26 protein-coding genes are annotated in these 26501 nt (G+C 68.9%); 12 read left to right on the top strand and 14 right to left on the bottom strand.

Features of this window, described 5'->3' with window-relative positions:
- Positions 1–21 precede the first annotated feature (21 nt).
- Positions 22–774: an SDR family NAD(P)-dependent oxidoreductase gene (locus BMW88_RS22400; protein ID WP_089953557.1), complete on the bottom strand. Its 753-nt coding sequence runs from the start codon at positions 772–774 to the stop codon at positions 22–24.
- Positions 775–805: 31 nt separating this feature from the next.
- Positions 806–2053: an amidohydrolase family protein gene (locus tag BMW88_RS22395; protein ID WP_089953556.1), complete on the bottom strand. Its 1248-nt coding sequence runs from the start codon at positions 2051–2053 to the stop codon at positions 806–808.
- 148 nt (positions 2054–2201) lie between these two features.
- Here BMW88_RS22395 and BMW88_RS22390 point away from each other — a divergent pair, with 148 nt between their 5' ends.
- Positions 2202–2879: a TetR/AcrR family transcriptional regulator gene (locus BMW88_RS22390; protein WP_089953554.1), complete on the top strand. Its 678-nt coding sequence runs from the start codon at positions 2202–2204 to the stop codon at positions 2877–2879.
- On the opposite strand, the gene BMW88_RS22385 is transcribed toward BMW88_RS22390, so the two are convergent.
- Together BMW88_RS22385 and BMW88_RS22380 are read right to left on the bottom strand one after the other, a co-directional pair.
- Positions 2862–3689 carry a beta-keto acid cleavage family enzyme gene (locus BMW88_RS22385; protein WP_089953552.1) on the bottom strand — a complete coding sequence of 276 codons (828 nt, stop codon included), beginning with the start codon at positions 3687–3689 and terminating at the stop codon, positions 2862–2864. The two genes, BMW88_RS22390 and BMW88_RS22385, sit on opposite strands and share 18 nt — an antisense overlap.
- Before the next feature lie 17 nt (positions 3690–3706).
- Positions 3707–4708 (bottom strand): hypothetical protein, encoded by a 1002-nt coding sequence (locus tag BMW88_RS22380; RefSeq protein ID WP_089953551.1) that lies wholly within the window; start codon positions 4706–4708, stop codon positions 3707–3709.
- Between the two features lie 344 nt (positions 4709–5052).
- On the opposite strand from BMW88_RS22380, the gene BMW88_RS22375 reads away from it, so the two are divergent.
- Both BMW88_RS22375 and BMW88_RS22370 read left to right on the top strand, forming a co-directional pair.
- Positions 5053–6054 carry an amidohydrolase family protein gene (locus BMW88_RS22375; RefSeq protein WP_089953549.1) on the top strand — a complete coding sequence of 334 codons (1002 nt, stop codon included), beginning with the start codon at positions 5053–5055 and terminating at the stop codon, positions 6052–6054.
- 250 nt (positions 6055–6304) lie between these two features.
- A complete protein-coding gene (locus BMW88_RS22370) occupies positions 6305–7618 on the top strand; it encodes a cytochrome P450 (RefSeq protein WP_177221235.1) in 1314 nt (437 codons plus the stop codon).
- A 24-nt stretch (positions 7619–7642) separates the two neighbouring features.
- Here BMW88_RS22370 and BMW88_RS43425 read toward each other — a convergent pair whose 3' ends face one another.
- Both BMW88_RS43425 and BMW88_RS43420 read right to left on the bottom strand, forming a co-directional pair.
- Positions 7643–8059: a PucR family transcriptional regulator gene (locus BMW88_RS43425; protein WP_245777975.1), complete on the bottom strand. Its 417-nt coding sequence runs from the start codon at positions 8057–8059 to the stop codon at positions 7643–7645.
- Positions 8060–8145: 86 nt separating this feature from the next.
- On the bottom strand, positions 8146–8853 hold the full coding sequence (locus BMW88_RS43420) for a hypothetical protein (RefSeq protein ID WP_245777974.1): 708 nt from the start codon (positions 8851–8853) through the stop codon (positions 8146–8148).
- Positions 8854–9112: 259 nt separating this feature from the next.
- Between BMW88_RS43420 and BMW88_RS22360 the strand changes: the two genes are divergently transcribed.
- Positions 9113–10813, top strand: coding sequence for a saccharopine dehydrogenase family protein (locus tag BMW88_RS22360; RefSeq protein WP_089953546.1), 1701 nt, complete (start codon positions 9113–9115; stop codon positions 10811–10813).
- Positions 10814–10913: 100 nt separating this feature from the next.
- Here BMW88_RS22360 and BMW88_RS22355 read toward each other — a convergent pair whose 3' ends face one another.
- Positions 10914–11393 (bottom strand): MarR family winged helix-turn-helix transcriptional regulator, encoded by a 480-nt coding sequence (locus BMW88_RS22355; RefSeq protein ID WP_089953545.1) that lies wholly within the window; start codon positions 11391–11393, stop codon positions 10914–10916.
- A gap of 86 nt (positions 11394–11479) precedes the next feature.
- Here BMW88_RS22355 and BMW88_RS22350 point away from each other — a divergent pair, with 86 nt between their 5' ends.
- Positions 11480–12388 carry an alpha/beta fold hydrolase gene (locus BMW88_RS22350; RefSeq protein WP_089953543.1) on the top strand — a complete coding sequence of 303 codons (909 nt, stop codon included), beginning with the start codon at positions 11480–11482 and terminating at the stop codon, positions 12386–12388.
- A 137-nt stretch (positions 12389–12525) separates the two neighbouring features.
- Here BMW88_RS22350 and BMW88_RS44345 read toward each other — a convergent pair whose 3' ends face one another.
- Both BMW88_RS44345 and BMW88_RS22345 read right to left on the bottom strand, forming a co-directional pair.
- On the bottom strand, positions 12526–12627 hold the full coding sequence (locus BMW88_RS44345) for an aromatic-ring hydroxylase C-terminal domain-containing protein (RefSeq protein WP_342715176.1): 102 nt from the start codon (positions 12625–12627) through the stop codon (positions 12526–12528).
- Positions 12628–12825: 198 nt separating this feature from the next.
- On the bottom strand, positions 12826–13521 hold the full coding sequence (locus BMW88_RS22345; protein WP_089953542.1) for a TetR/AcrR family transcriptional regulator: 696 nt from the start codon (positions 13519–13521) through the stop codon (positions 12826–12828).
- A 188-nt stretch (positions 13522–13709) separates the two neighbouring features.
- Between BMW88_RS22345 and BMW88_RS22340 the strand changes: the two genes are divergently transcribed.
- From BMW88_RS22340 to BMW88_RS22330, 3 genes are all read left to right on the top strand, one after another.
- Entirely contained in the window at positions 13710–14948 is a 1239-nt protein-coding gene (locus BMW88_RS22340) for an FAD-dependent monooxygenase (RefSeq protein ID WP_089953540.1), read from the top strand.
- Between the two features lie 90 nt (positions 14949–15038).
- Positions 15039–16235, top strand: coding sequence for a cytochrome P450 (locus BMW88_RS22335; RefSeq protein WP_089953539.1), 1197 nt, complete (start codon positions 15039–15041; stop codon positions 16233–16235).
- 106 nt (positions 16236–16341) lie between these two features.
- Positions 16342–17334, top strand: a complete 993-nt coding sequence (locus tag BMW88_RS22330) for an NAD(P)-dependent alcohol dehydrogenase (RefSeq protein ID WP_245777973.1) — start codon at positions 16342–16344, stop codon at positions 17332–17334.
- 53 nt (positions 17335–17387) lie between these two features.
- Here the strand turns inward: BMW88_RS22330 and BMW88_RS22325 are convergent, their stop codons facing one another.
- The 4 genes from BMW88_RS22325 to BMW88_RS22310 are packed head-to-tail and all read right to left on the bottom strand — an operon-like array spanning position 17388 to position 22032.
- Complete coding sequence (locus BMW88_RS22325; RefSeq protein ID WP_089953538.1) at positions 17388–18941, bottom strand: glycoside hydrolase family 43 protein; 1554 nt, start codon at positions 18939–18941, stop codon at positions 17388–17390.
- Positions 18942–18965: 24 nt separating this feature from the next.
- A complete protein-coding gene (locus BMW88_RS22320) occupies positions 18966–19814 on the bottom strand; it encodes a carbohydrate ABC transporter permease (protein WP_089953537.1) in 849 nt (282 codons plus the stop codon).
- A complete protein-coding gene (locus tag BMW88_RS22315; protein WP_245777972.1) occupies positions 19811–20770 on the bottom strand; it encodes a carbohydrate ABC transporter permease in 960 nt (319 codons plus the stop codon). The genes BMW88_RS22320 and BMW88_RS22315 overlap by 4 nt, the downstream gene beginning before the upstream one ends.
- On the bottom strand, positions 20767–22032 hold the full coding sequence (locus tag BMW88_RS22310) for an ABC transporter substrate-binding protein (RefSeq protein ID WP_089953536.1): 1266 nt from the start codon (positions 22030–22032) through the stop codon (positions 20767–20769). Before BMW88_RS22310 ends, BMW88_RS22315 begins: the two co-directional genes overlap by 4 nt.
- A 502-nt stretch (positions 22033–22534) precedes the next feature.
- Here BMW88_RS22310 and bdeA point away from each other — a divergent pair.
- The 3 genes from bdeA (at position 22535) to BMW88_RS42000 (ending at position 24118) form a co-directional block, all read left to right on the top strand.
- A complete protein-coding gene (bdeA, locus tag BMW88_RS22305; protein ID WP_089953534.1) occupies positions 22535–23404 on the top strand; it encodes a bis(hydroxyethyl) terephthalate hydrolase in 870 nt (289 codons plus the stop codon).
- Positions 23405–23684: 280 nt separating this feature from the next.
- A complete protein-coding gene (locus tag BMW88_RS42005; RefSeq protein WP_177221233.1) occupies positions 23685–23936 on the top strand; it encodes a hypothetical protein in 252 nt (83 codons plus the stop codon).
- On the top strand, positions 23933–24118 hold the full coding sequence (locus BMW88_RS42000; protein ID WP_177221232.1) for a hypothetical protein: 186 nt from the start codon (positions 23933–23935) through the stop codon (positions 24116–24118). The genes BMW88_RS42005 and BMW88_RS42000 overlap by 4 nt, the downstream gene beginning before the upstream one ends.
- Before the next feature lie 154 nt (positions 24119–24272).
- Here BMW88_RS42000 and BMW88_RS22295 read toward each other — a convergent pair whose 3' ends face one another.
- Positions 24273–24689: a DoxX family membrane protein gene (locus BMW88_RS22295; protein ID WP_177221231.1), complete on the bottom strand. Its 417-nt coding sequence runs from the start codon at positions 24687–24689 to the stop codon at positions 24273–24275.
- A 651-nt stretch (positions 24690–25340) separates the two neighbouring features.
- Here BMW88_RS22295 and BMW88_RS44340 point away from each other — a divergent pair.
- Complete coding sequence (locus BMW88_RS44340) at positions 25341–26372, top strand: lytic polysaccharide monooxygenase auxiliary activity family 9 protein (RefSeq protein WP_342715174.1); 1032 nt, start codon at positions 25341–25343, stop codon at positions 26370–26372.
- Positions 26373–26501 lie beyond the last annotated feature (129 nt).

Raw genomic sequence — 26501 nt, 5'->3', positions numbered from 1 at the left:
GGTTTGGGAGTGCGGCCGCCATCACCACATGGTGAGGCCGCCATCGACGTTCAGCGTCTGGCCGGTGATGAAAGCGGCGTCGTCGGACGCGAGGAAGAAGACCGAGCCGACGACGTCGCCGGGGACCTCGTCGCGGTGGAAGGAACGCATGTTGCGCTGCATCGCCAGCAAGGGCTCCGGCAGGACCGCGGCAGCCGCGGGGGTCACGACGAGCCCTGGGGTGACGAGGTTGACGGTGATCGGGTAGTCGTTGCCCAGCTCACGGGCCAGGACGCGGGTCAGGCCCATGACGCCGGCCTTCGAGGCGATGTAGTGCGCCTGCCTCGGGACGCCGAAGAACATCCCGCCGGACCCGATGTTGATGATGCGCCCGCGCTCGCTCCGCTTGATCAGCGGGAGAAGCGCCTGGACGGTGTAGAAGGTGCCGCTGAGGTTGACCTCGACGACCCGGCGCCACTCCTCACCCGAGATCTTCTCGAAGGGCGTCTGGGGGAAGTGCCCGGCGGCGTTGATCAGGACGTCGACGGTGCCCAGCCGATCCCGCGCGGCTTCCACCAGGTCGGCCAGGCTCGCCTCGTCGGCGACATCGGCGGGGAAGGTGTGCAGCGACGGGTTCGGGGCGCCGGAGTCCCAGCGGGTGCGCCACTCGTCGAGCGTCTCCTGGTGCAGGTCGCTGGCGAGAACGGTGTCACCGTTGCGCAGGAACCGGTCGGTGATCTCGGAGCTGATGCCGCCGGCCGCCCCGGTGATCACGACGTTGCGTGCGGTGGTCATTGTGCTTCCTTCCGGTGGTGGGGTTGCGGCGTCACGCGGTCGCCAGCGGCGTGGTCATCGCCCCTCGCCGCCAGACGGCACGCGTCGCGAGGGTGTCGGAGATGACGCCGGTGGGGTCACCGTCCACCAGGAGCAGGTCGGCCCTGGCCCCTCGCCGGATCACACCGCGGTCCTCGAGTCCGAAGACCCGAGCGGGATGGGACGTCGCGGCGCGCAACGCCTCGACGTTCGACAGGCCCGCCTCGACGAGGAGCTGCAGCTCGTGGTGCAGGCTCGCGCCCTGGGCCAGCCCGCCGTGCTTCTCCTCGGCTCGCGCCGCGTCGGTCCCGGCGATGATCAGCACGCCGGCGCGGTAGAGCGCTTGCACCGTCTGCCGGGAGAACCGGTAGTCCCCTTCGGGGTAGGTGCTGAAGGAGCTGCGCAGCGCTCGCAGCCATTCCTCGCTCAGGCGCGAGGAGACGCGGCTGTCGGCCGCCAGGTCCTCGCCGGTGGTGCCCGTGATGGACCGGTTCAGCACCAGGCAGGGGATGACGAACACGCCGGCCCGTGCGATGGCCTCGACGATCTCGTCGGTCGGCGCCCGGTCGAGGAAGAGGTGGGCCAGCCCGTCGGCGCCGGCCCGCAGCATCGCCACCGTCGCGTCGTAGGTGAGCGCGTGGGCGACGACGAGCTTGCCGTGGCCATGAGCTTCCCGGACCGCGGCGGCGAACACGTCCTCGCCGAGCTCCGGCAGACCGGGCGCGTTCAGCACCGTGCCTTCCTCCGCCAGGAGCTTGATGAAGTCGGAACCTTCCCGCACTCGCTGGGCGATGAACGCCGGGAGCTCGTCGGGGTTCGCGAGGCCGGGCATGGGTGCCGCTTCGGGATGATGACCGCCATCCGGTCCGATGAGCTTCTCCATCGGGACGAACAGCTCGTTCGGGTGCCCGCAGACGGCGGTGAGCGGGAGACCCGCCGACCTGATGTCGGCCAGCCGGTCGTCACCGGCGATCCGGGCGCGGTCCTCCTGGCTGCGCGGGGCTCCGCCCATCTCCACGACGGTGGTCACACCGAACCGCACCGCCTGGGCGAGGCCGTCGTCATCGGGGTGGACGTGGGCGTCGATGAGGCCCGGCAGCAGCGTTCCACCGGCACCGTCGACCACCGTCGCCTCCGCCGGCGGGGAACCGTTGCCGACGTCGGTGATCACCCCGTCCGAGACGGTCACCGTGGAGGCGTCGATGGCTGATTCGCCATCGAACACCTTCACGTTGCGGATGGCGTAGCTCCTGTGGGTCATGACGACGTGCCTCGACTTTCGGCTGAGACCGGGCGGACCAACTTGTGTATGACCATACACATTATGTGTTTGCTTGTACACATCGCTTCGCCGGCACGGGCGCGAGCACGCGTCGGCCGACGGGAGGCATGTGTAGACTCACGCCGTTGTGTCTGGCCATACACATATCTCGGGAGCTGTCACGAAACCCACGGAGGACAAGCAGCCGTCCCGGCCGCGGAACGCGGCCGGGACGCGGGAACAGCTCCTGAAGGCCGCTGCCGCGTTGTTCGCGCGCAACGGGTACGAGGCGACCACGGTGAGCCAGATCGCCCAGGCTGCCGGCTTCTCGGCGAACCTGGTGACCCGGTACTTCGGCGGCAAGGAGGGCTTGTTCCTCGCCGCGATGGAAACCCGGCTGAACCTGGAGTCGACGTTGCCGGGCAGCATCGACAGCCTCGGACAGCGGCTGGCCGATCGGATCGTCGACCGCTGGGAGCGGGAGGGCGACGCCGATCCCCTGCTGGCCCTGCTGCGCTCGGCCTCGTCCCGCCCGGCGGCACTGGGCGACTTCCTCGAGAAGGAAGCGACCGGACCGCTGACCAAGGCGCTGATGTCGTGGGGTTTCTCCGACCACCAGGCGGTCGACACGGCGAACGCGATCCAGTCCTTCATCGTCGGAACCGTCGTGACCCGCAGGATGCTGAACACGGGTGCGATCGCTGCCGCCACCGGCCCGCAGCTGCGCGTCTGGCTCGCCGACGTCCTGCAGCGTCTCGTCGACGAGGGCGCCACGGCCGAGTCACCTCGCCTCCCGCACCCGTCGGCGTCAAGCGACGCCCGGTGAACCGGTGACACCGAGCTCCGCCGCGAACTCACGCGCGTCCGCGATCGTGAGGTCGAGGTCGCGGGCCAGGGCGACGGTTCGCTCGACCAGCGGCAGGTTCCCGTCGGCGAGGACACCACGACGCAGGTGCAGGGTGTCCTCCAGTCCCGCCCTGGCGTTCCCGCCCAGGGCGAGACCGATCGCCGTCAGCTCGAGGTTGCTCCGCCCGATCGCGATCACCTGCCAGATCGCGTCCGCGGGCAGCCGGCGCACCATCATGAGCAGGTTGTCGGCCGTGGCCGCCATCCCGCCGCGCACGCCGAGGACGATCGAGAACTGAAGGCGCTCCGGCAGCAGGCCCTCGTCGCGCAGCCGCAGGCACGCCTCCAGGTGACCCGTGTCGTAGATCTCCAGCTCCGGCAGGACGCCGAGGTCGCGCATGCTCGCGGCGAGCCGCCTCACGCCGTCGGGCGGGTTCAGGAACTGGCTGGTGCCGAACGACATCGAGCACGGGTTCAGCGTGGCCATCCGCGGCCGGAGCTCGACGAGCCTGGCCCGTTCTTCGAACGGCACGTCGAGACCGACTCCGGTCGAGAGCTGGACGAGGATCGGGCTCCGCTCTGCGATCAGCTCCATCACGCGGCGCCCGATCCCGAGATCGGCGGTCGGCCGTTGCCGAGCGTCGCGCAGGTGGATGTGGGCCACGGCCGCACCGGCCACGTACGCCTCGGCGACGGCGTCGGCGATCTCCTCCGGCGTCGTCGGGAGAGACGGGTTGTCCGCTGTCGTGGCGACAGGTCCGGTGGGTGCGACGGTGATCGCGACTGGCATGACGGGGACTCCGGAGCTCATGAGAGGTGCGACTGCGGGCCGGCCTGTTCCGGGGAACCGCCGGACCTGAGCGGGTGGAAGTAGCTGGTCTCCATCAGCTCACTGGCCGCGAGCCCCTCCGGGGTCAACCTGATCGTGCCGCCGCTCTCCAGCAACCAAGCCAGGTAACCGCCTTCGACGTCCTCCGAAGGACCCCAGTGCGCGACGGCCTTGGGAATCCAGAACCCGAGCCCCGGTTCGGTGAGTCCTCCGTAGGGACCCGGTCCGCGGAAGTAGAACACCAGCTCGTCGTAGTCGGCGTTGTGGTGCTGGGGCGGGCGTCCGCCGGGGCGGGCGCTCATCGTGTACAGGAGGAGGTCCTTGGTCGGGGTCTCGGCGAAGTGGGACGGCGGGCCGCCGAGGGGCAGGTAGGTGACCGGCTGCACCTCCGCCAGGTTGACCTTCCAGACCGGCGCCTGCCCGGAGACGATCGCCGTCAACGCCAGCGGGTCCTCGGGCATGGTGAACCGCGTGATCCCGTCCGCTGCTCTGATCAGCAGGGTCGTCTCGCCGCTCGCATCAGACGTGCGCGTCGCGTCCGGGCGGCTGACGGACCGCGCGGGGTTGATCATCCCGGGGACCGCCTGCGGGTTCAGCGCGATCGCCTCGGGGGTCTCGATGATGACCCGCAGAGCCGAGGTGGTGGTGGGGACCACCCGGTAGGACGCCGCCCGCGGGAGGAACACGAAGTCACCGGGCTTCGCCGTCAGGGTGCCCCAGTCGGTCACGTAGTCGAACTCGCCCTCCTGGACGAAGTGCACTTCGTCGTACTCGGCGTTGCGCCACACGAAGGGGGTCGGCTCAGTTCGCGCCGACACCGCGAGCGTCAGCTCATTTCGCGAGCGGGCGAAAACCGTGGGCAGTTCGGCGGAGTCCGTCGCGTCCAGCGCCTTGATCGCAGTGAGGTCGATGCGGCGGGGAGCGTGCGCTCCGGTGACTTCGGTGTACGCGATGATGGGATGCGGCCGCTGCGTGACCACAGCATCGCCGAGAAAACCCTCTCGGGTCCAGCTGTGGGGGTAGCTTCCACCGGCCATGTCGTCCTCACTCCCCTGTCCGACTTCGTTGACGAATCTATGCCGATCAATCACTTGATACGCCCACGAATTCCATTTGAGCGATAGGAATCGGCCGCCCGGCGATCGGCGGGCAGCGATGCCGCCCGGACCCCGGGTCACCACGCGGACCTCCGGGACATCGCCGAACAGCGATGACCGCGCGCCGAATGCGTATTTCCCAACCGGTCGATCCGGCCTCATATTCAGCGTGTCGTGCACGGAGAACCGACCACCGCACCGCACGAAACCCATCGATGAGGACCCGCATGAAGATCATCTGCCTCGAGGAGCACGTCTCCACCCCGGCTCTGGCCCAGGCGTGGACCGCGCGCTCGCGGGCATTCGGCGGCGAACACCTGCTCGACAAGCTCGCCGACCTGTCCGAGCGGCGCTTGGCCGACATGGACGACGCGGGCGTGGACGTGCAGGTGTTGTCGCTGACAGGGCCCGGGCTCGAGGCGTTGCCGGCCGACGAGGCCGTCCGGCTGGCTCACGACGCCAACGACCGGATCGCGGCTGCGATCGCCCGGCACCCCGAGCGGCTGCAGGGTTTCGTCAGCCTGCCCACGCCGGACCCCGCGGCCGCCGCGGCCGAGTTGCGGCGTGGTGTGGAGGACATGGGGTTCCGCGGCGGCTTCATGTTCGGCCGCGTCGGCGACCGCAACGTCGACCACCCCGCGTTCGACGAGCTGTGGGAGACGGCGGTAGCGCTGCGGTCTCCCATCTACCTCCACCCGGCTGAGCCTCCGCACTCCGTCAAGCAGGCCTACTACGCGGGACTCGGGACCGACGAGGCCGACTTCATGTTCGCCGGGGGCGGCATCGGCTGGCACTACGAGACGGGCGTCCAGCTGTTGCGCCTGATCTACGGGCGGGTCTTCGACCGGTATCCGGACCTGCAGATCATCGTGGGGCACTGGGGCGAGGTCGTGCTGTTCTACGCCGAGCGCCTCGCACTGCTGGACCGGTCGATGCGACCACCACTCGATCGCTCGGTGATGGACTACCTGCGGGAGAACGTCCACTACACGCCGAGCGGGATGTTCTCGCCGCGCTATCTCAAGTGGACGATTGACCTCGTCGGGATCGACCGGATCATGTTCTCCACCGACTACCCCTACATCCCCACGGTCGGCGGCGCCGCACGGGCGTTCCTCGAGGATCCGCACCTCGGTGAAGAGGATCGCCACAAGATCGCGCACGGGAACTGGGAGAGGCTCACCAGCCGGGTCGCGGGACGAGCCGCAGCCGGCAGCGGTTCACCCTGAACACCGTGTGCTCATGGCCCAGCGGGGCCTCGGAACGATAGCCACGGCCCGTCCGAGTCCGGTGAACGCGCCGCAACTGATGGCCGTTTCGCCCGATCATGCGACGAGACGCGCAGGGCGCTGCCTCGTTTTCTCGTCATCAGCAAGACGATGGCCAAGACGTGCCCTGCTGCCCATGTCACCACGAAATCCGGAGAGTCGAATGTCTCGTCCACTTCTTCCCGCGCGTGAAACGCCGGCACCTCCTGGCGTGGAGATCTCGGCGATTCCCAGGGTGCGGTTGCCGGGACCGGTGCAGACGCTGTGGTCCTTCGCCAGGCCTGACGAGTTCTTCGAGCGCATGACCGCTCGTCACGGCCGGACGTTCGAGATGAGCTGGTACCCGTTCGGCCGCACCATCGTGACCAGCGATCAGCGTGTCGTCCGTGATCTGTTCACACGGTACGGCGACAGCGGCCCCATCGGTATGAGGACGATCCCCGGCAACCTGGCGCACATGCTCGGGCAGCATCCCATCAACACCACCGATGGCGCCGCCCACGTTGCCGCGCGGCGAAAGCAGCTTGCGTTCTTCAAGCAGATGCTGCTGTCCGCGCGCATCGGCGAAGATCGGCTGCGCGACTCGCTCGACCGCGCGCTCTCCGCGAAGCCCGAGCGAGAGCCGTTCTCCTTCCGCGATCTCATCGAGGTCGTCGTGCTGGAGGCGCTGCTCGGTGACGGGCTGGACGTGCGCCCCGGCCCGGAGCGCGACCAGCTGGTTGCCGCTGGGCACAGTTGGGTGAGCTCCGGCGTCCACCCGCTCCTGCTGGACAGCAACGCCGAGCGGATCGCCGGCCGGTTCTCCCGCGCCAGGGCGAGGTTCACCTCCGCGGAGGCGGACCTCGACCGGTTGCTGCATGCCGAAGTGCTGCGACATGAGGACTGCGGCAACAACGGAACAACTCGCTGTGTGATCCGCATGGCGCTGGACGAGACGGCGGACTGGATGCCCGAAGATCCAGTCGGGGCCACCGTTTCCTACCTCAAGGCGGTGATCCTCGGCGGCTACTACACGACCGGGGCGACAACGGCCTGGACGCTGCTCCTCCTCCTGCGCACTCCGCCGGCGCTCGCGGCCGTCCGCGAAGAACTCGCGGCCGGCTCGACGACTCTGCTCGAAGGTGCGGTGCGGGAGTCGTTGAGGCTCTGCCCACCCGACCAGCTGGCGGTGGTGCGAGTGACCAACTCGGAGTGCGAGCTCGGCCCCCACCGCTTTCCCGCGAACGTCACCATCGCGGTCAACGCGCGGACCCTGCACCTCGACGAGTCGATCTACGAAGCACCCCGCGAGTTCCGGCCCGACCGGTTCGTCGGTCGCAAGCGGCCCGCACACGAGTGGCTGCCCTTCGGCGGCGGCATCAGGCGTTGCCTCGGTGAGGCGCTGGGGATCGAGCGCAGCGTTTCCATCCTCGCCGCGGTGTTGTCCCGCTTCACCCTTCAGCCGGTGCACGCTGAGCTCGAGCCCACCAGGTGGCACGGCTTCGTCCACTCGCCCAAGTACGGTGCGGAGGTCATGCGGGTCTGAAACCCCCTGTGGACCGCAGTGTACTCACCCGCGTCCATGCCACCGGATGATCTCCAGCGCCACTCCGACCCGCAAGACGTTGTCCGCCAAGGGGATCGGGCGGAGTTCGTCGGCGCGAGCCAATCGGCGAACCACGGTGTTGCGGTGGGTGAACAGGCGGCTGGCGGCTCTGGAGGCGTTGCACTCCTCGGCGATGTAGGTCCGGACGGCGTCGAGGATGTCGGCCGAGGCGTGTTCCAGGTCGCCGAGGCTGCGCCTGACGAACTGCTCGGCTCGCTCCGGCTCGTGCGTGACGAGAGAAACGAGTTCGATCTCGTCGTGGGTGGCGACCTGCTGCGACGCGGAGAACTGGGCGAGCATCCGTTGAGTGGTGAGCGCTTCCCAATGGCTCCGCCTGAACCCGTCGAGCCCGGCCCCGCGGGACCCCAGGGCGATGCGCACGGACGGCGCGATGACAGAGGCGATCCCGGCGATGTCAGGAACTCGGGGAAGCCACAGCCAGCGGGTCGCCGAGTCCGCGACCACGGTCAGCGGACGGGGTTCCCGGAGTCCCCGGTCAGAGCTTCCGCCGCCCGGTCGAGCTCGGCGAGGTCGGACGACCGGTCGTCGCTCCACACGATCGCGGCGGTGTGGTCGCCTGCCAAGCGGTATCCGAGCCGTGCCTCCGCACGCCGTTGGGGGATGGGCGAACCGTCCAGCAGCAACGCGACGACCTCGCGACGTTCGGCATGGGTGCCACTGGTCAGATGCGCGCGCTCGCGCTGCATCTGCGCGGAGATGGCGCCGACCGTGTCGTCGACGAACGTCGCGATCGACCGGTACGAGAAGTCGAGCAGCTCGCGCAGTTCTCCCGGGTCCGAGGTCAGGGAGAACGCGATGCCCGTCCACCGTTGGAGCGCAATGCTCTGACCGACGCGGTAGGCGTCCAGCGACGACTCGTTCAGGCCCCGGCGGACCAGGTCGCGGGCCACGTCGACGAGCTCGTCCGCCAGGTTGGCGGCCACCCAGGCTCCCGGATCGCGGACGTTCGAGGCCGCCCACTGCACGAGATTGGACCGGATCGTGCGCTTGGCCGAGGCCGCCAGCACCGGATCGACCGCGACCGGCGCCATGTTCGGTCCTCGCAGGACCGCCTCGCCGAGCTCGTCCAACCACTCCTCGCGCTGGTCGAGAGCTATTTCCGCTCCCGCACGAACGAGAGCTCGGATGCGGGCCTGTGGCAACGTCCAAGACACGCACGGACTCTAACGCCGTACGTGCGCACACAACGCACCAATCTGGCGTTGAACAGGTGCATTTTGACCTGTCATGGACGTGCCGGTGTTCGACACGATGGCTCTATCCCGTTGATCACCAGGCCAGGAGCTAGACCCCATGACCGCTGTTCCCGCGAGGTCCGAACACCCTGCGAGCGCCACCAGGCCTCCCACTCGCATCTCCCGGCGCAGCAAAGGGTTGCGGGCTCTGCTCAGCGCCCAGCCGTACCTCGCGGAGATGTGCCGAGCCCGAAAGGTGTGGGAGCTGCTCGTCGGCCCAGTCCTGGCAGGTGCTCTCGTCGGGCTCACTGCCGGTGTCAGCACGACGGCCTACGTGTTCGCCACCGCGGTGTCGACGCTCGGCGGTCTCCCCGCGGGCGCTCAGCACCGGACGTGGTCCGGTGCACTCGCCCGTGGCGGTGTCACCAGAACCTTGTGGGCATCGGCGGTGATCGGCACGCACCTGACCGCGAACGACACCGCGATCGCTCCTCTGCCCGACCCCGTCACGTGGTACCTCGTGCTGGGTTCGGTTCCCGCGTGCATCACCGCGGTGGCGGTGTGGTTCGTCGCCGCTCGCGGACGCCGCCACGCCCAGCCGCGGGCGCTCCCACCTCCACCGGTCGCAGGCGCTCGCCTCGGCCACTCCCCTCCCGTCACCGGCAAGGCGGTCATCGTGAACGAGTCAGTCCTTCCCGGCGCATCGCCGGCCGAGCCGGTGGCGAGTTCCCGGCTCAGGCACGACGTTGTCCTGCACGGGGCGACCGGGTTCGTCGGACGCCTCACCGCGAAGCACCTGGCCTCCGCGGCGCCCGGCGCCGACATCGCGCTCGCGGGACGGGACGAGGACAAACTCCTGGCCTTGCGGGACGAGCTCGGCGTTCGGCGGCCCGTGATCGCGCTGGACCTCGGCGATGGCGACGCGGTCGAGGAACTGGCGACGTCCACCCGCGCGGTCGCGTCCACCGTCGGACGCCACGGCCTGCCGCTTGCCCTCGCCTGCGCCCGGCAGGGCACCTCCTACGCCGATCTGAGCGGCGAGGTCCCGTTCGTCAGGCGCAGCATCGCCGAACTGCACGACATCGCCGTCGAGACGGGCGCCCGCATCGTCCACGCATGCGGCTTCGAGGCGATCCCCTCCGACATCGGGACCTTCCTGCTCGCCGACCGGGCGCGCGCCGACGACGAGGGCGGCCTGACCGACACGGTACTCATCCTCGAATCCTTCAAGGGTGGCATGAGCGCGGGAAACTTGGACTCCAACCACGCACTCGCCGCCGCACTCGAGGCCGACCCCGCGCTCCGCGACGCGATCGCGGATCCGTGGGCACTCGCCGCGACCCCGAGAAAAACGTCTACATGGGACGAAGATCCCCGGGCCGTCTTCAAAGACCGCCTGACCGGCCGCTGGCTCGCCCCCGCCCTCGGCGGTCCCTTCAACAGCAGGCTGGTGCGCCGCAGCGACTCGCTCACCCCGGGCGGGTACGGCGAGCACTTCCGCTACCGCGAAGGCATGGGTGTCGGCACGTCGCCGGTCGCGTACCCCAAGGCCGTCTTGGTCAAGTCCGGCCTGTCGCTGATGAAGTTCCTCCTCACCTCGCGATCCGCCCGACCCGTCATGACCAGGATCCTGCCGCCCGGCTCCGGCCCGTCGGAAGAACTCCAGCGCAACGGCCACTTCCGGGTCGCCGTCCACACCCGCACCTCCACCGGCGCGCGATACACCGCCACCGTCGCGGCGAAGGCCGATCCGGGCTACGCGGCGACTTCGACCATGCTGGGTCAAAGCGCGTTGTCGCTGGCCACCGACCGCCTCACGGCACGCGGCGGCGTGCTCACACCGTCCGTCGCGATGGGTCATCACCTCGTCAACCGGCTTTCCGCACAGGGATTCGAGATCTCGGTCGAGCGGGAACGAGCGGACGCCGACGACCTGTGAGGCGCTTCGCCACGAAGACAACAGGTCCCGGCATCACAAGACCGTGCCCGATGGCCACCCGACAGGCAGCGCACTCATCCCCGGGCCAGGCACGTCCACCTCAGGAGTCGGTGGGCAGGTCCCTGATGAGCCAGCCTGGGGAGTCGAGCCGCCCCACGTTGTCGCCCAGCAGCCGGCGCAGTGCGTCCTCGACGGTGTTCAGCGTGTCGGCGCCGACCTGCTTCTCCCACTGCTCGCGCATGTTGTCGAAGATCTCCTGACCTTCACGCCTCATGGCCAGCCCGCGTTCGGTGACGAGCAGGCGCATCCGGCGGCGGTCGACCGGGTCGGGCTCACGACTCACGAACCCGCGCTTCTCCAGGACGGCGACCATCTTCGCGGCGGACTGCTTGGTGATGAACAGCCGCCGGCCCAGTTCGGAGACGCTGTCGGCGCCCGCCAAGATCGCCGTGAGCGCGAAGTCGTGCACCGTGCGGACGTCCTCGTAGCCACGCCTGGCCAGCTCGTCGGTGGCGCGGTCAGCCAGGTTGCGGAACCCGCCGAGCAGGAGCAGAGCGAGGTCGGCGCCGGATCGAGACACGGGGGAAGTCTAGCAAGCACCCTTGACATCGACAGCCTGGCTGTCTAAATTTCGACAGCCAGGCTGTCCAACTTGAGGAGCCGATCGTGCCTGTCATCTCCCCCGCCGGTGCCACCATCCCGGAGGTCACCCACCACGTGGCTGCCGTGAACGGCACTCGGTTGCACTACGTCTCGGCCGGAACCGGCGGCTCTCCGGTGCTGCTGGTGCACGGGTGGCCCGAGACGTGGTGGGCGTTCCGCAAGCTGATCCCCCTTCTCGCGCGGAGCCACCGGGTCTTCGCCGTCGACCTGCGCGGGTTCGGCGACTCCGACACCGCGGGCGACGGCATCGACGCGGCCACCTACGTCGAAGACCTGCACCGGCTGATCGAGCACCTCGGCGTCGGACCGGTTCACCTCTCCTGCCAGGACATCAGCGGGAACACCGGCTTCCGGCTCGCCGCCACGCACCCGGCCGACGTGCTCAGCCTGACCGCGGTGGAGACGACGCTGATCGGTTTCGGCCTGGAGGCACTGGCCGACGTCAACAACGGCGGCTCGTGGCACGTCGGTTTTCTCGGCGCCCCGGGGATTCCCGAGCGGTTCCTGCCCGGCATCGAACGGCGGATGATCGCCGACTGGGCCTACCCCGTGATGACGGCGGCGGAAGGAGCCGTCACCGAAGCCGACCTCGACGAGTTCATCCGCACCTACGCCCGCACCGACGGCTGGAGCGGCACCGCTGTCCTCTACCGGGAGATCTTCACCGACAAGGGCACGACCAAGGCGCTGGCGGCATCGAGCCCTCTGTCCGTTCCGGTCCTCACCGTCGACGCCTTCGGCGGCTCGCTCACGGAGCAGACCTTCCGCGGTGTCGCCACTTCGGAGGTCACTTCGTTGCGGCTGCCGGAGGCCGGCCACCTCGTCGCCCAGGAAGCGCCGGACGAGCTCGCGGCAGCCATGCTGGAGTTCATGGCGCGCGCCGACCTACCCGCCGTTGCGCCCAGCAGCTGAGCAACGTTCCTGCACCGCGCTCCGCGGCTGACCCCCGTCGAACAGGAGAAGCAGGTCGAGATTCGCCTCGGCCTGCCTCTCCGCTTTCCGGCGCGCTCCTCCGGCCTCTCCGCCGCCACGCGCCGGACCGGCAACCGTCAGATGTGCCGCAACGGGGGGCCGAACCAAGCCCGCAACGCCGCGACGAGCTCACCGGACTCGGTGCCTGCCCACGCCACATAGCCGTCAGGCCGGACCAGACCAGGATCGCGTCACCTCGACAAGTGGTGCAGCGCAGCAGGCGCCGACGGCCTCAAGGCCGAACGATCCACTGTGGACGATCCAGCTCCGCCGGAGCGTCCGAGGCATTCCCCGTCAACGGTGTCGCGCTGGCGTGGCACCACGACGGCGGAACCTCGGCGGCAAGGTCGCGCCGCCCACGATCCACCTGGGACGACTCAGGCGTTCGCCCCTTCGAGGATGGCGGCCGAGGTCGTGAACACCTGAAGGACCTCGGCGGCGACGGCGTCGAGGTCCATCGCGGCTTCGCCCCCAACACCCAGCAGTGCCGCCACGGCAGCCGCGAGGACATCCTCGGGCGGCATGGTGGTGTCAGGGCTGACGTGCTTGCGCACCTGGATTTCCAGGTGCCCGAGAGTAAGGCTCTGCAACGCGTACGCCTGGTCACCCAGCTCCCAGTCCGTGCGAACCAGGCCGTGCCGGCGCCAGATCGGCAGAAGAGCCTTGATCAGGGCCGGCGCCCCGTGGTGCTTGACCAGCTCCTGACTGCGGGGATGGTCGACGACGAGGCCGAGCACGTCGGCGTCGTTCGCCTGCAGAGCCCGGACCAGGGGCCTTTCGAGCGCGGACCGGACGAGGTACGGACAGAGCCGGTGCGGCAGGGTGAGCTCGAGGTTCCGCGTCGCCGCCTCGCGGAAGCCGTTGATGAGCGTGAGGACGTCGCGGGTGAGCAGTTCGAGGAAGACGTCTTCCTTCGTGCTCCAGTACAGGTAAACCGTGCCCTTACCGACGTGCGCGCGTTCCGCGATGTCGGCGATGGTCACTCCGCGGAAGCCGCGCTTCAGAAGGAGCTCCTCGGCGGAACCGAGGATACGCGCGACCTTGTCCGCACTCCGTCCCGTACGCGTCGCCATGTGTCGTCAACTCCGATTCCGCCCGATGCCAGACGTATCTCGCGGCGCTCCACGCAAGCGACGCCCTGGCGTGGCACGTCTTACCACATTCGTAGCTCCCGACTGATCAGCCCACCACGCTCCGATAGTGACCCACAACACTAACTGACTAGATGACGCACGTGGTCAGTTAGTCATACGATCGTGGCATGACTTCCTCCCACGGCTCCCGCAAGGCCCTCGTCGTCGGCCTCGGGATCAGCGGCATCTCCGCAGCCATCGCGCTGAGGAAGGCGGGCTGGACTCCAGTCGTGATCGAAAGGGCGCCGGGCCGGCGGAGGGGCGGTTACTTCATCGGCCTGTTCGGCGTGGGGCGCAACGCGGCGCAACGGTTGGGGATCTCGCACGGGCTCGAAGACCGCACCCCGGCGAACGGGATCACCTACCAGCTGGACCGGAAGGGCAACAAGCGGCCGACCACGGGGTTCTCGGACCAGCCTGGAGGCCCGGCGCTCATGGTGCGAGGCGATGTGGAGCAGGCGGCGTTCGCCGCGCTGGATCCAGGCGTCGAGATCCGCTACTCGACCGTCCCCGTCGTGATCCACCAGCATGCCCGCGGTGTCGAGGTCGTCACCCGCAACGCGGTGGACGGGACGGAGCACACCGAGCGCTTCGACCTCGTGATCGGGGCGGACGGCCTGCGCTCCACCGTGCGCAAGCTGGTGTTCGGGCCGGATGAGGACTACCTGCGCCGGCTGAACTACATGATCGCGGCCTACCAGCTCCCGGGGAACCTTCCCGGTCTCGCGCAGGGTGAAGGGGCGACCCTGGCCGAGCCCGGCCGCTCCTTCTGGCTGTTCCCGTTCACGGACCAGCCGCCGGCCGCGCTGTTCTCCTACCGGACCACCGACGTCGACGCGGAGTTCGCGGTCCCGGCGGCTCAACGCATCCGCGAGGTCTACGGGCCGGAGCCCCTGGGGGCGACGCTGGAACAGGCCGTGCGGTTCCTGGAAGACACCGACCAGTACCTGTTCGACTCGGTCGAACAGGTGCACCTCGACTCCTGGCATCGCGGCCGCGTCGTGCTCGTCGGCGACTCGGCGTGGTGCGTCACCCTCTACGCGGGCATGGGCGTGTCCAACGGGATCGCCGGCGCGGAGCTCCTCGGGACGATGCTCACCCGCTACCCGGAAGATCCGGGGAGAGCGCTGGTCGAGTGGGAGAAGACGACACGTCCCTACGTGGAGTACTTCCAGACCTTCGCATCGCGCGGTCGGTTGATCTTCACTCCGGCCAACCGGCCGGAGACCGCACTCCGCTCGGCGATGCTGCGCCTGGCGCGCTCACCGCTGGCCGGCACGGTGCAGCGGCTGGTCGGTGTGAACGGCAAAGCATTCGCGATGCGCAACACCGACCTCGAGGAGGCCGCCCACCTGATCAAGCGCTGAACCCGGAGTTCCCGTGGGCGGAAGCCGACTTGGCGAGTGCGCGGGGAAACACATCATCGAGACAGATCGATCTGTTGAGGAGATTGACGAATGACGGTGACCGGGCGGCATCGGTACGCTTTCCCGCTCTCGCGCTCCTGTCCGTTCGCTCCGCCGCCGGAGTACCGCGAGATCCGCGAGGAACACGGAGTGGTCAAGGTCGACCTGCCGTTCGGCGGGTGGGCCTGGGTCGTGTCCCGCCACGAGGACGTGCGGCGGGTGCTGGCCGACCGCCGGTTCAGCTCGAACCGCCTGCACCCCGACTTCCCCGTCATCGCACCAGGTGGGCTGTCCGACGAGAAGTCCATGATCATGATGGATCCGCCGGAGCACGGACACGCTCGGCGCGCCGTGCTCGGCGACTTCACGGTTCGCCGCGTGGACCTGCTGCGGCCGCAGATCCAGCAAATCGTCGACGAGCACGTGGCCGCTCTGCTGGCCGGACCGAAACCGGCCGACCTCGTCCGCGCGCTGGCGTTGCCGGTGCCGTCCCTGGTCATCTGCGACGTCCTCGGCGTTCCCCATGCCGACCAGGACTTGTTCCAGCGCAACTCGGCGAAGTTCCTGCTGCGGGAAACACCGCCAGAGGAACGGGTAGCCGCATTCGGTGCGATCAGCTCGTACCTGGACGAGCTGATCGGCGCGAAGGAGACCAACCCGGACGAACAGCTGCTCAGCCGCCAGATCCAGCGGCGCAGGACCGATGGCGGCTACCGACGTGAGTCATTGGTCGCGGAAGCGTTGCTGCTCCTGGTCGCCGGACACGAGACAACCGCGAACATGATCGCGCTCGGCACTCTGGCCCTGCTGGAGAACCCCGACCAGCTCGCCACGATCGTCGCTGATCCGGCCAAGACACCTGGTGCTGTCGAGGAGCTGCTGCGATACCTCACCATCGTCGACATAGCGGTGACGCGGCTGTGCGTCGAGGACTCCGAGATCGGCGGCGTGACGATCCGCGCGGGCGAAGGCGTGCTGGTTCTGGGCCACGCCGCCAACAGAGACCCCGCGGTGTTCGACCACCCGGACGACTTGGACCTCGAACGCGGCGCCCGCCACCACGTCGCCTTCGGCTACGGCCCTCACCAGTGCCTGGGCCAGAACCTCGCCAGAGCGGAGCTCGAGATCGTCTTCGACACCCTGTTCCGCCGGGTTCCCACACTGGCACTGGCCAAGCCGGTCACAAACGAGACGCTCAAGAACGACGCGGCCGTCTTCGGCCTCCACGAACTCATGGTCACCTGGTAGCAGACGACACCCGCGCACCGCCTTCGCGACCGGCTCGATCCCATCGCGACCACACTGGACGATCGTCCGACAGGAGCTGTTCATGCCCCCCGTAGACCATGACCAGATGGCGGAGAGCGAGATGCGTGCGGCGCTTTTCGACCGCTATGGCCCGCCATCGGTGCTGTATGAGGCGAAGGTGCCCATCCCGCGCCACACATCGAAAGAGATCAGGGTGCGCGTGCACGCCACGACCGTCAACGGTGGCGAGCTCGCCGCTCGCGCCGGAGGCCTGAGGCTGTTGATGGGGCGCCGGTTCCCCAAGGCCATCGGCATGGACTTCGTGGGCGAGGTCGTGGATGTCGGCAGCTCGGTCACCGATGTCCGGAACGGCGAATTCGTGTGTGGCGTGCTGCCGCGCTCCACCGAGCTGGTCGGACGAAGGGGAAGTGCGGCGGAATACGTCACCGTCGAGCCGAAGCGGGTCACCCGGAAGCCGCGGAACCTGACGTCTGCCGAGACTGCTTCCATCCTGGGCGGGGGCACCACATCGATCACCGCGCTGCGCGATGTCGCTCATCTCCGGCCGGGTGAACGCCTGCTGGTCCGCGGAGCCAGCGGAGGTGTCGGGAGCATGGCCGTTCAGATCGGCAAGGCGTTCGGCGCGCACGTGACCGGCCTGGCCGGGAAGGCCAACCTGGACTTCGTGCGCGATCTGGGCGCTGACGAGGTCTTCGACTACCGCACGACGCAGCCTGGGCAGCTTGAACGCTTCGACGTCGTGCTGGACACCGTGGGCTCGGATCACGCCGCGTACCGCCGGTTGTTGACCCCAACCGGCCGCATGGTCGCCATCGCGTTCGACACATCGCACGTCGTCCGCAGCATCGGCTACCTGCTGACGTCCACTGTGCACGGTTCCAGGAGAGTCCGTTTCTTCAGCGGCAACCCACAACGCGAGTTGTTCACCGAACTCGTGCGGCTGGCCGAAGACGGCGAGGTGCGCCCGGTCGTGGACACCGTGCACCAGCTCTCGGACATCGCAGCGGCACACGCGGCGCTCGAAGCGGGCGGCGTCCGGGGAAAGCACGTCATCGAAGTCACGCCGGACCCGAGGTGACGATGAGGAACGGTGCCGCCACTCGTCCACCGTGACTGGCCACGGGTCCGTCGTCAGGAGCGACCGGGTGCGTCGAGCGGGCCGTGGTCGAACCAGTCGAACCACGCGCTGCCCTCGGTGACGTACATGCCGATCACCCGGCCGGTGAACCCGGTGGCGACCTCCGTGGACAGGTACCTGCCGTCGAGCTCGGCCAGCGGCTCGGGGTCCGTGCCGACGTGGAAGGCGACGAAGTCGGGTGCGGCGACGTGGAGGCCCGACCGCCTCTCCTCCCCCACCGACCACTTCCGGGCGGACCTGGTGCTGATCACGAGGACCACCGGGCCCGCCGGCACGGTGCGGGTGGCCACGACTTGGCGCAGGGGTCCGATGCGGGCGATCACGCTCGCCTGTCCGCCGGCCACCTCCAGGTCGTAGTGGTGGCCCTCGTCCAGGCGCACCGACAGGCCGGCGCGACCGGCGCCGTGGTCCAGCAGCACCGCGGTCCGGCTCTCGGGGTGCTGCTGGCGGCGGCCGGCGAAGGTGCAGCCCGGCTGGTCCAGCGTGCCGCCGGTGGCGTGCAGGGCGAGCCACCCCGGCCGCTCGGTCAGCGACCACGAGCCGTTCGGGCGCGACCGCGGCGAGATCAGCCGGGGCTCCAGCTCCGGCGCGTCGAAGTCGTCGCGCCGCGGTGCCGGCTCCTGCGGTCGCGGGGCGCCCGGCGCCCGCTCCCGCAGGTTGACGGGTCCGACGCGCGGCCAGCCGTCCTCCCACCGAACGGGGGTGAGGAACGTTTCCCGGCCCAGGACGTGGAACTTGGGGCTGTACCCGGCCGGGCGGGTGGCCAGCAGGACCATCCACCACTCGCCGTCCGGTGTGGTGACCAGGTCGGCGTGGCCGGTGCTCTGGATCGGGTGGTCGGTGCTGCGGTGCGACAGGATCGGGTTGGCCGGCGCCGGCTCCCACGGACCGCGCGGCGAACGGGCGCGCGCCATGGCCACGGTGTGGCCGCGTTCGGTGCCGCCCTCGGCGATCAGCAGGTACCACCACTCGCCGACGCGGTACAGGTGGGGCGCCTCCGGCCACTGCAACCCGGTGCCGGCCCAGGCGGGGAACGGGCCCTCCAGCACCTTCCCGCTCTCGGGATCGATGCGGGTGATCTGCACGCCGGAGTAGCTGGGGCCGTGGGCGCCGGCGAAGGCGCACCAGCAGTTGCCCTCGTCGTCCCAGGCCAGGTCGGGGTCGATGCCGGGCAGGTCCAGCCACAGCGGATCCGACCAAGGGCCTTCTGGCCGTTCGGCGATGACGAGGAAGTTGCCGCCTTGCGACACGTTCGTGGTGATCATCCAGAACCGGCCGCCGTGGTGCCGGATCGTGGGGGCGTAGATGCAGTCGGACGCCATGGCGTCGACCGGCAGCGGCAACTGCGCCGGGCGGTCGAGGACGTTGCCGATCTGCCGCCAGTGCACCAGGTCGCGGCTGTGGAAGATCGGCACGCCCGGGAAGTACTCGAAGCTGGAGCACACCAGGTAGTAGTCCTCGCCGACGCGGCACACGCTGGGATCGGGGTGGAACCCGGGGATCACGGGGTTGTCGTAGAACGGCGCGCCGGAGCTCGGTGAGTTCATGTTTTTCCCTGGTGTGCGGGGGCTTCAGCCCTTGAAGGCGCCTTCGAGGATCCCGGCGACCATGCGGCGGCCGACCAGGACGAACAGCACGACCAGCGGGACGGTGGCCAGGAACGAGCCGGACATGGCCAGGCCCAGGTCGACGTCGTAGCTGTTCTGCAGCGCCTTGATGGCGATCTGGGCGGTGTAGCGCTCGGGTGACTTGAGCACGATGAACGGCCACAGGAAGTCGTTCCACGCGGTGACGAACCCGAACAGGCCCAGGACGAACGCGGCCGGCCGCACGATCGGGAACGCGATGCGCCAGAACACCTGCCCGGTGCTCGCGCCGTCGATGCGGGCCGCCTGCATCAGCTCGTCGCTGATGGTGGCCGAGATGTGCTGGCGCATCCAGAAGATGCCGAACGCGCTGGCCAGGCCGGGCACGATCAGCGCCTGGAGGGTGTCGACCCAACCCAGCTCGGACATGATCAGGTACTGCGGGATGACCGAGAGCTGCGTCGGCACGGTCATGGTCAGCACCACCACCAGGAACAGCGCGTTGCGGCCGGGGAAGCGCAGTTTGGCGAAGGCGAACCCGGCCAGCGAGCACAGCACCGCCTGGCCGATGCCGATCGCCGTGGCCACGGCGAGGCTGTTGAGCAGCGCCTGCACGAACGGCACCGTCTCCATGACCAGGCCGGCGAGGTGGAGGAAGTTGCCGCCGGGCACGACCTCGGGCGGCATCCGCGTCGCGGTCGCGGTGTCCGTGGTGGCCACGATGAACATCCAGTACAGCGGGAACAGGCACGCGACAGTGGCCAGGACCAGCAGCAGGTACGTCCACCAGCGAACCCGGTCGAGGTGCCGGCGGCGCGGCGCGGTGGTCGTCATCGGTCCGCCTTGATCCGGGTGGACAGCAGGTAGTTGATCGCGGCGATCACCACGACCATCACGAACAGGGCGACGCCCACCGCCGAGCCGTAGCCGAACTCGAACTGCCCGAAGCCCTGTTCGTACAGGAACAGCGTCAACGTCTGGCACTGCCGCACCGCCCCGCACGTGAGCGGCGCACCCGAGGCGATCAGCAGCGGTTCGGTGAAGATCTGCAGGCCGCCGATGGTCGAGGTGACCACGGTGAAGATGATCACCGGTCGCAGCGAGGGCACGGTGATGTGGCGGAAGCGCTGCCACGGGCCCGCGCCGTCGATGGCCGCGGCCTCGAACACCGACCGGGGCACTGACTGGAGCGAGGCGAGGTAGAGCAGCGTGGTGTAGCCGAACCACCGCCACATCACCATCGTCGCGATCAGCAGGTGACTGCCCCAAGTGGACTGGACGAAGTCGATCGGCTCCACGCCGACGAAGCCGAGCAACCAGTTCAACAGGCCGTAGTCCCGGTCGAACAGTTGCACGAACACGATCGCCGTGGCCGCCACCGAGGTGATGTACGGGACCAGCACCGACATCCGGAAGAACAGCGCGAACCGCAACCGGGCGTGGTTGAGCACGTGCGCCAGCACCAGCGCGAGCAGGAGCTGCGGCACGGTGGACAGCGCCCAGATGCTCACGGTGTTGCCGGCGGCGTTCCAGAACCGCGGATCGCCGAACATCCGGACGAAGTTGTCGAAACCGATGAACACCTGGTCGCCGATGGGGTTCCAGTCGAACAGGGCCACGTAGAACGTGAAGGCGAACGGGAACAACCCGAACACCCCGAAGATGAGGAAGAACGGGGCGATGTAGGCGTACGCCGACAACCGCTCGCCCAAGCCCATCGTCTTGCGGGCCTTGGGCGGCGGTGGCGCCGTGTCGAGCGGAGGGGAGAGCGTGACGGTCACGGCAGTCACTCGCCGATGGCGGTCTTGATGTTGCGCAGCGCGTCGTCCCACGCCGTGGCCGGGTTCCCGCCGCTCTGCTCGACGTTGGTGATGGCGTTGAGGAACTCCTGGCCGATGGCCGCGCTGTCGGGGCCGATGTAGAACGGCTTGAGCCCGAGCAGCGAGTCGGTGTAGATCTTGCCGGTCGGCGCGCCGGAGAAGAACGGGTCCTTCTCGCCGGTGAGCTTCGAGTCCTGGTAGACCGAGGGTGTCGAGGGCAGCGCGCCGACCCGGGCGAAGTGCTCGAGCTGGCCCTGCGGCGACTGCATCTCCTTGACGTACTCCCAGGCGGCCTGCGGGTTCTTCGCGCGCTTGGGGATGGCCAGGTAGCTGCCGCCCCAGTTGCCGGAGCCGCCAGGGATCTTCGCGATGTCCCACTTGCCCTTGGTGTCAGGGGCGGTGCTGCGGATGCTGTTGAGCATCCACGACGGCGCGGACACGGCCGCGTACTGGCCCTGCGCCATGCCGGTGCTCCACGCGCTCTCGAACGAGGACTGCCCGGAGGTGATCCCCGCGGTGGCCGCCTTGATGCCGAGGTCGAACGCGGCCTTCACCTGCGGGTTGGTGTCGTAGACCAGCTTGCGGTCCGCGCTGTGGTACTTCTCCGAGACCTGGTTGACCGCCTGGTAGAAGACGCTCGTCGCCGCGTTGTCGGTGAACGCCTTGCCGGTGGCCTGCTTGTAGCGCTTGCCCGTCTCGATGAACGCGTCCCACGTCGGCCACAGCGCGCTCACGGCCTCCCGGTCGGTGGGCAGCCCGGCGGCGGCGAACAGGTCGGTCCGGTAAGCCACGGCCATGCCGCCCACGTCGGTCGGGATGCCCAGCACCTCGCCGTCCTTGGCGACGCTCTGCTTCCACACCCAGTCCAGGTAGTCGCCCTTGATCTCGTCGGCGCCGAGCGTCCTCAGGTCCACGAAGTTCTGCGGCTGCTCCACGAACTGCGGCAGGTTGTCGCCCTGGATGAGCACCAGGTCCGGCACCTTCCCGCCGGCCAGCGCCGTGGTCAGCGACTGGGCGGTCTCCGTTGAGGTGCCCACCTCGGTCAGCTTGATCCGGATGTCCGGGCGCTTCGCCTGGTACGCGTCGACGGTCAGCTTCTGGTTGATGGCGGAGAACGACCAGAACTCGAAGGACTTGCCGTCGCCTCCCCCGCCGCCTCCACCGCCGGGTGTGCAGGCAGTGAGAAGGGCCGAGATCGCGGCGGCGCGGAGCAGGAGCGAGCGGAGTTTCACGACGCTTCTCCAAAATGTGCGAGAACAAACGGCACGCCCCGGTGGGCCACCGCATGCGGGCGATCGCGTGAATCGGGTCGAGCTCCTGCCGCACCGTGCGGTCGAAACTCTCTGTCTCACCTCAGATTGTTAGCGTTCACGACAGTAAGCTGCGTCACAGTCTTCGTCAAGAACCGTTGTGACACTCGAAATCGCCCAACGGGCAAGTGCACCACGGTGGACTTTTGCCACACACTTTGTGAACGCGAACTATCCAAGGGTTTCGAAAAGTCTCCGGCTTCGAACAGTTCGACGGATTCGACGCAGACCTTCTGCTTCGGGCGCGGGAGTTCCGGCCGGCGTCGGTCTTTCCGATCCGGTATGTGAATTTCTTTCGAATTAAGCCCTCTTTCGGGCCGACTACTTGACCCGCGAGTAGGTAGTGGTCCAGACTCTGCCGCTGTAAGCATGGTCCACAGAGGACTCTCTCCACCAAGTCCTTGCCACCTGGGAAGAGCACACCATGTCCCTGAGGTCTCCCCTGTCCCGCCACGCCTTGGTCTTCGCCGCGGTGGTCGCCCTCACCACGTCCGGCTCGATCGCCGAGGCCGCCGAGAACCCCTACGAGCGCGGCCCGGCGCCGACCACCGCGAGCATCGAGGCCACCCGCGGCCCGTTCGCCACCAGCCAGGCCACGGTGTCGGCGGTGAGTGTGCGCGGCTTCGGCGGCGGCACGATCTACTACCCGACCAGCACCGCCGAGGGCACGTTCGGCGCCATCGCGGTCTCGCCCGGCTACACGGCCAGCCAGTCCAGCCTCTCGTGGCTCGGCCCGCGCCTGGCCTCACAGGGCTTCGTCATCTTCATCATCGACACCAACTCCCGGTACGACCAGCCCGCCTCGCGCGGCGACCAGCTGCTGGCCGCGCTGGACTACCTCACCACCAGCAGCTCCGTGCGGACCCGCATCGACTCATCGCGGCTGGGCGTCATGGGCCACTCGATGGGTGGCGGTGGCGCGCTGGAGGCCACCAAGGACCGGCCGAGCCTGCAGGCCTCCGTCCCGCTGACGGCCTGGAACACCACGAAGACGTGGTCGACCGTGCAGACGCCCACCCTGATCATCGGCGCCGAGGACGACTCGACCGCTCCGGTCTCGTCGCACTCCGAGCGGTTCTACACCGGCCTGCCGTCCACGTTGGACAAGGCCTACCTGGAGCTGGCGAACGCGAGCCACTTCGCGCCGAACAGCTCCAACACCACGATCGCGAAGTACAGCATCGCGTGGCTCAAGCGGTTCATCGACAACGACACCCGGTACGAGCAGTTCCTGTGCCCCGCGCCGCGGGGGACGGCGATCTCCGAGTACCGCGACACCTGCCCGCACTCCTGATCGTCCGGCGAGGCCGTTCGCGCTGTTCAGCAGCGTGAACGGCCTCGCCGTACCGTCGGCCCGCGCGAACGAGCCGAATCGCGCGGCAGGACGTCTGCGTCGACGACGTCCACTACGTTCCGACTCGTGGGCTGAAACCCTCGGCAGGGCAACCGTTCGCATCAGGTCGCAGCGCGTGAGCGTCAGTGCGCCCGACCACGGCAGGAACCCACGGGGCCTGCGGACTCATCGTCGGCCACACGTCGCGAGAACAACCTGTCCTCGCCGGAGTCCACCACGCATGGTGGTGCCCCGCCTGTCGCCCGGCAATCCGTTCAACGACATCGCCGAGGACGACATCGCCGAGCTGCATCCGGCGCCGGTTCGGGCTCTTGCCCAGGTGAAACTCTTCCACCTGCACGTGGTGTACGGCGGTGACGAGGATCTGGTGCGGGACTGCGATCGCTGTGACCTACGGCGTTCCTGCTCAACCGGCCCGGAGCAAACCTCGACGCGCGGGTCCGCGACGCCACCTCGGGGCCGGCCGACGTGATCGCGGCCGACGTGATCGCGGCCGACGTGATCGCGGCCGACGTGATCGCGGCCGACGTGATCGCGGCCGACGTGATCGCGGCCGACGTGATCGCGGTCGGCGCGATGGCGCTGGCCAACCCTGACCTGGTCCACCGGCTGCGCACCGGCGCTCCGCTGAGTCCAGCGGACCCGGAGACCTGAGCCGCACACCTTCTCCCGGTTGGGACAGGCCAGTCTGCGGCGACTTGACATTCGGCTTGAACCCTTACTTGGACGGCGTTGCCGCACACCCGGCCCGCCGCTCGTGACCTTGCGGTGGTGCTGCGGGGCCGATCGGGCCCCGCAGCACCCGGGATCACCGCTGGTTGGCGTCGGCCGACGACACCCGTTGCCGCACAGGCACCTCGGCTGACATGACCACCAGGGCCGCGGTGATCAAGACCAGGTTCTTGACCACGAACTCACCGGTCATGGTCAACAACAGTGGATTTCCCGTCTGGAACGCGACGGCCGGTTGCATGAGCAGCGTCAAGAACGTGCCGAACAGGTGGAGCACGACCAGCAGCGCCACCCAGCGCAACCGACGACCCACGACCAGGGCTATCCCCAACACCACCTCGACCGCCCCCAGCCCGACCACGACCACACCTCCGTCGAGCCAGGGGACGGTCCGGGTGACCAACTCGGCCACCGGTGTCGTGCCGGTCAACTTGAGGGCGCCGAACCACGCGAACACCAGGCCGAGCGACCCCCTGAGGAGGGGAATGCTCAACGGCCGCAACGCATTCGCACGCGCATCCAGACGGGACGAGATCTCGGTCATCCACATCACTTCCTTCGCGAGCGGGTCCTCGTCGACCCGCGTCGGAGTTCCATTCCCTCGCGGTCCACACCGGCGAAGGGAACTGGGAGCGCTCCCAGAACTGTAACGTTCAGGACACGGCATGTGAAGGACTCATTTCGCTCCGCTGCACCCAGCAGCCCGATCGCGGCACATGGGCGAACAGCGCAGAACCCCTGGCCCAGAAGAAGATTTAGCGGCTCTGGGATGAACGCGGGGTCGAGCAGTTCGGCGGGATGCAGCGCTCGGCGCGACCGGGTCGAGTGCGGGCTGCCGTCGGCGTCGAGCATGAGGGGCACCGGCCCCGCGAGGGCCGAAGGGCCTCACGAGCAGCCGCCGATCCGCTCCACGCACTCGGTCCACCTGGCCGCTTTATCGCCACTTTCCTGTCCCATGACCCGAATGGCAGATGCCGACCAGGTGGCACGACCTGACACTGACACCGATCTGGGAGCGCTCCCAGAAACGGGCGGAGACACCCGCGAGAGTCCATCGTCGATCAACGAAGATTTGGCGGTACACATGCTTCGCTTCTTTGCAGACGTCCCCGACCGACACCGCCGGGTCCCGGGGACCCCGGCAGTGGCACGGCCAGCCCGCGACAAGGCCGCCGCCTGGCGGGCGTTCACGGTCCTCGGCACCTGCCTGACCCTGTTGGCGGCCGTGCTGGTCACCTTCGGCGCGGGCAACGCCTCGGCGCACGGCGCGGTCAGCGACCCGCCGTCGCGCCACTACGGCTGCTACAACCGCTGGCCCAACGGTCCGTCGCAGCAGATGGCCACCGAAGACCCCATGTGCTACCAGGCGTGGCAGGCCGACCCGGCCGCGATGTACAACTGGAACGGCCTGTTCCGCGAAGGCGTCGCCGGCAACCACCAGGGAGCCATCCCCGACGGACAGCTGTGCAGCGGCGGACTGACCTTCAACGGTCGCTACGCCGCGATGGACAAGCCCGGCGCATGGGTCGGGCCGAACCGGCCCAGCCGGTTCACCCTCAACCTGAACGACACGTCCTCGCACGGCGCCGACTACATCCGCGTCTACGCCACCAAGCAGGGCTTCGACCCCAAGACCCAGGCCCTGAAGTGGAGCGACCTGGAGCTCGTCGGCCAGACGGGCAGGATCCCCACGGGCACCCGGACGCCCGTCGAGGTCAACGCGCCCGGCCGCACCGGCCACCACGTCCTGTACACGGTGTGGCAGGCCAGCCACCTCGACCAGAGCTACTACGCGTGCAGCGACGTGAACTTCACCGATGGCGGCACCACGACCACCCCGACCAGCACGACCACCACCACCACCACGACCGGCAACCCCTCGGCGGGCTGCTCGGCCAGCTTCCAGGTGATCTCGCAGTGGTCCGGTGGCTTCCAGGTCGAAGGGCGCGTGACCGCCGGCGCGACGGCGATCTCCGGCTGGGCGGTGAGCTGGGCGTTCTCCAACGGTGAGCGGATCAACTCCTCGTGGAACGCGGCCCTGACCACGAGCGGGTCCTCGGTCACCGCCCGCAACGCCGCTCACAACGGCGCCGTGGGCGCGGGCGCCAGCACCACGTTCGGTTTCGTCGCCTCCGGAACCGCGGCTCCCCCGACCCTCACCTGCACCGCGTCCTGATCGCGCACCGGTCCGCCCGCTGCCTCGACGGCAGCGGGCGGACCGGCTCGGTTCAACCAGCCTTGGGGGCTGAGATGCTCCTACCTGGCGAGTCCGGCCGCGGGCGCCCGTTCCAGCTCCCGGACATGT

The sequence above is a fragment of the Lentzea xinjiangensis genome (genome assembly GCF_900110955.1).
In the GTDB taxonomy this organism is placed as follows: Bacteria; Actinomycetota; Actinomycetes; order Mycobacteriales; family Pseudonocardiaceae; genus Lentzea; species Lentzea xinjiangensis.
This window is presented reverse-complemented; position numbering and strand designations above follow the sequence as displayed.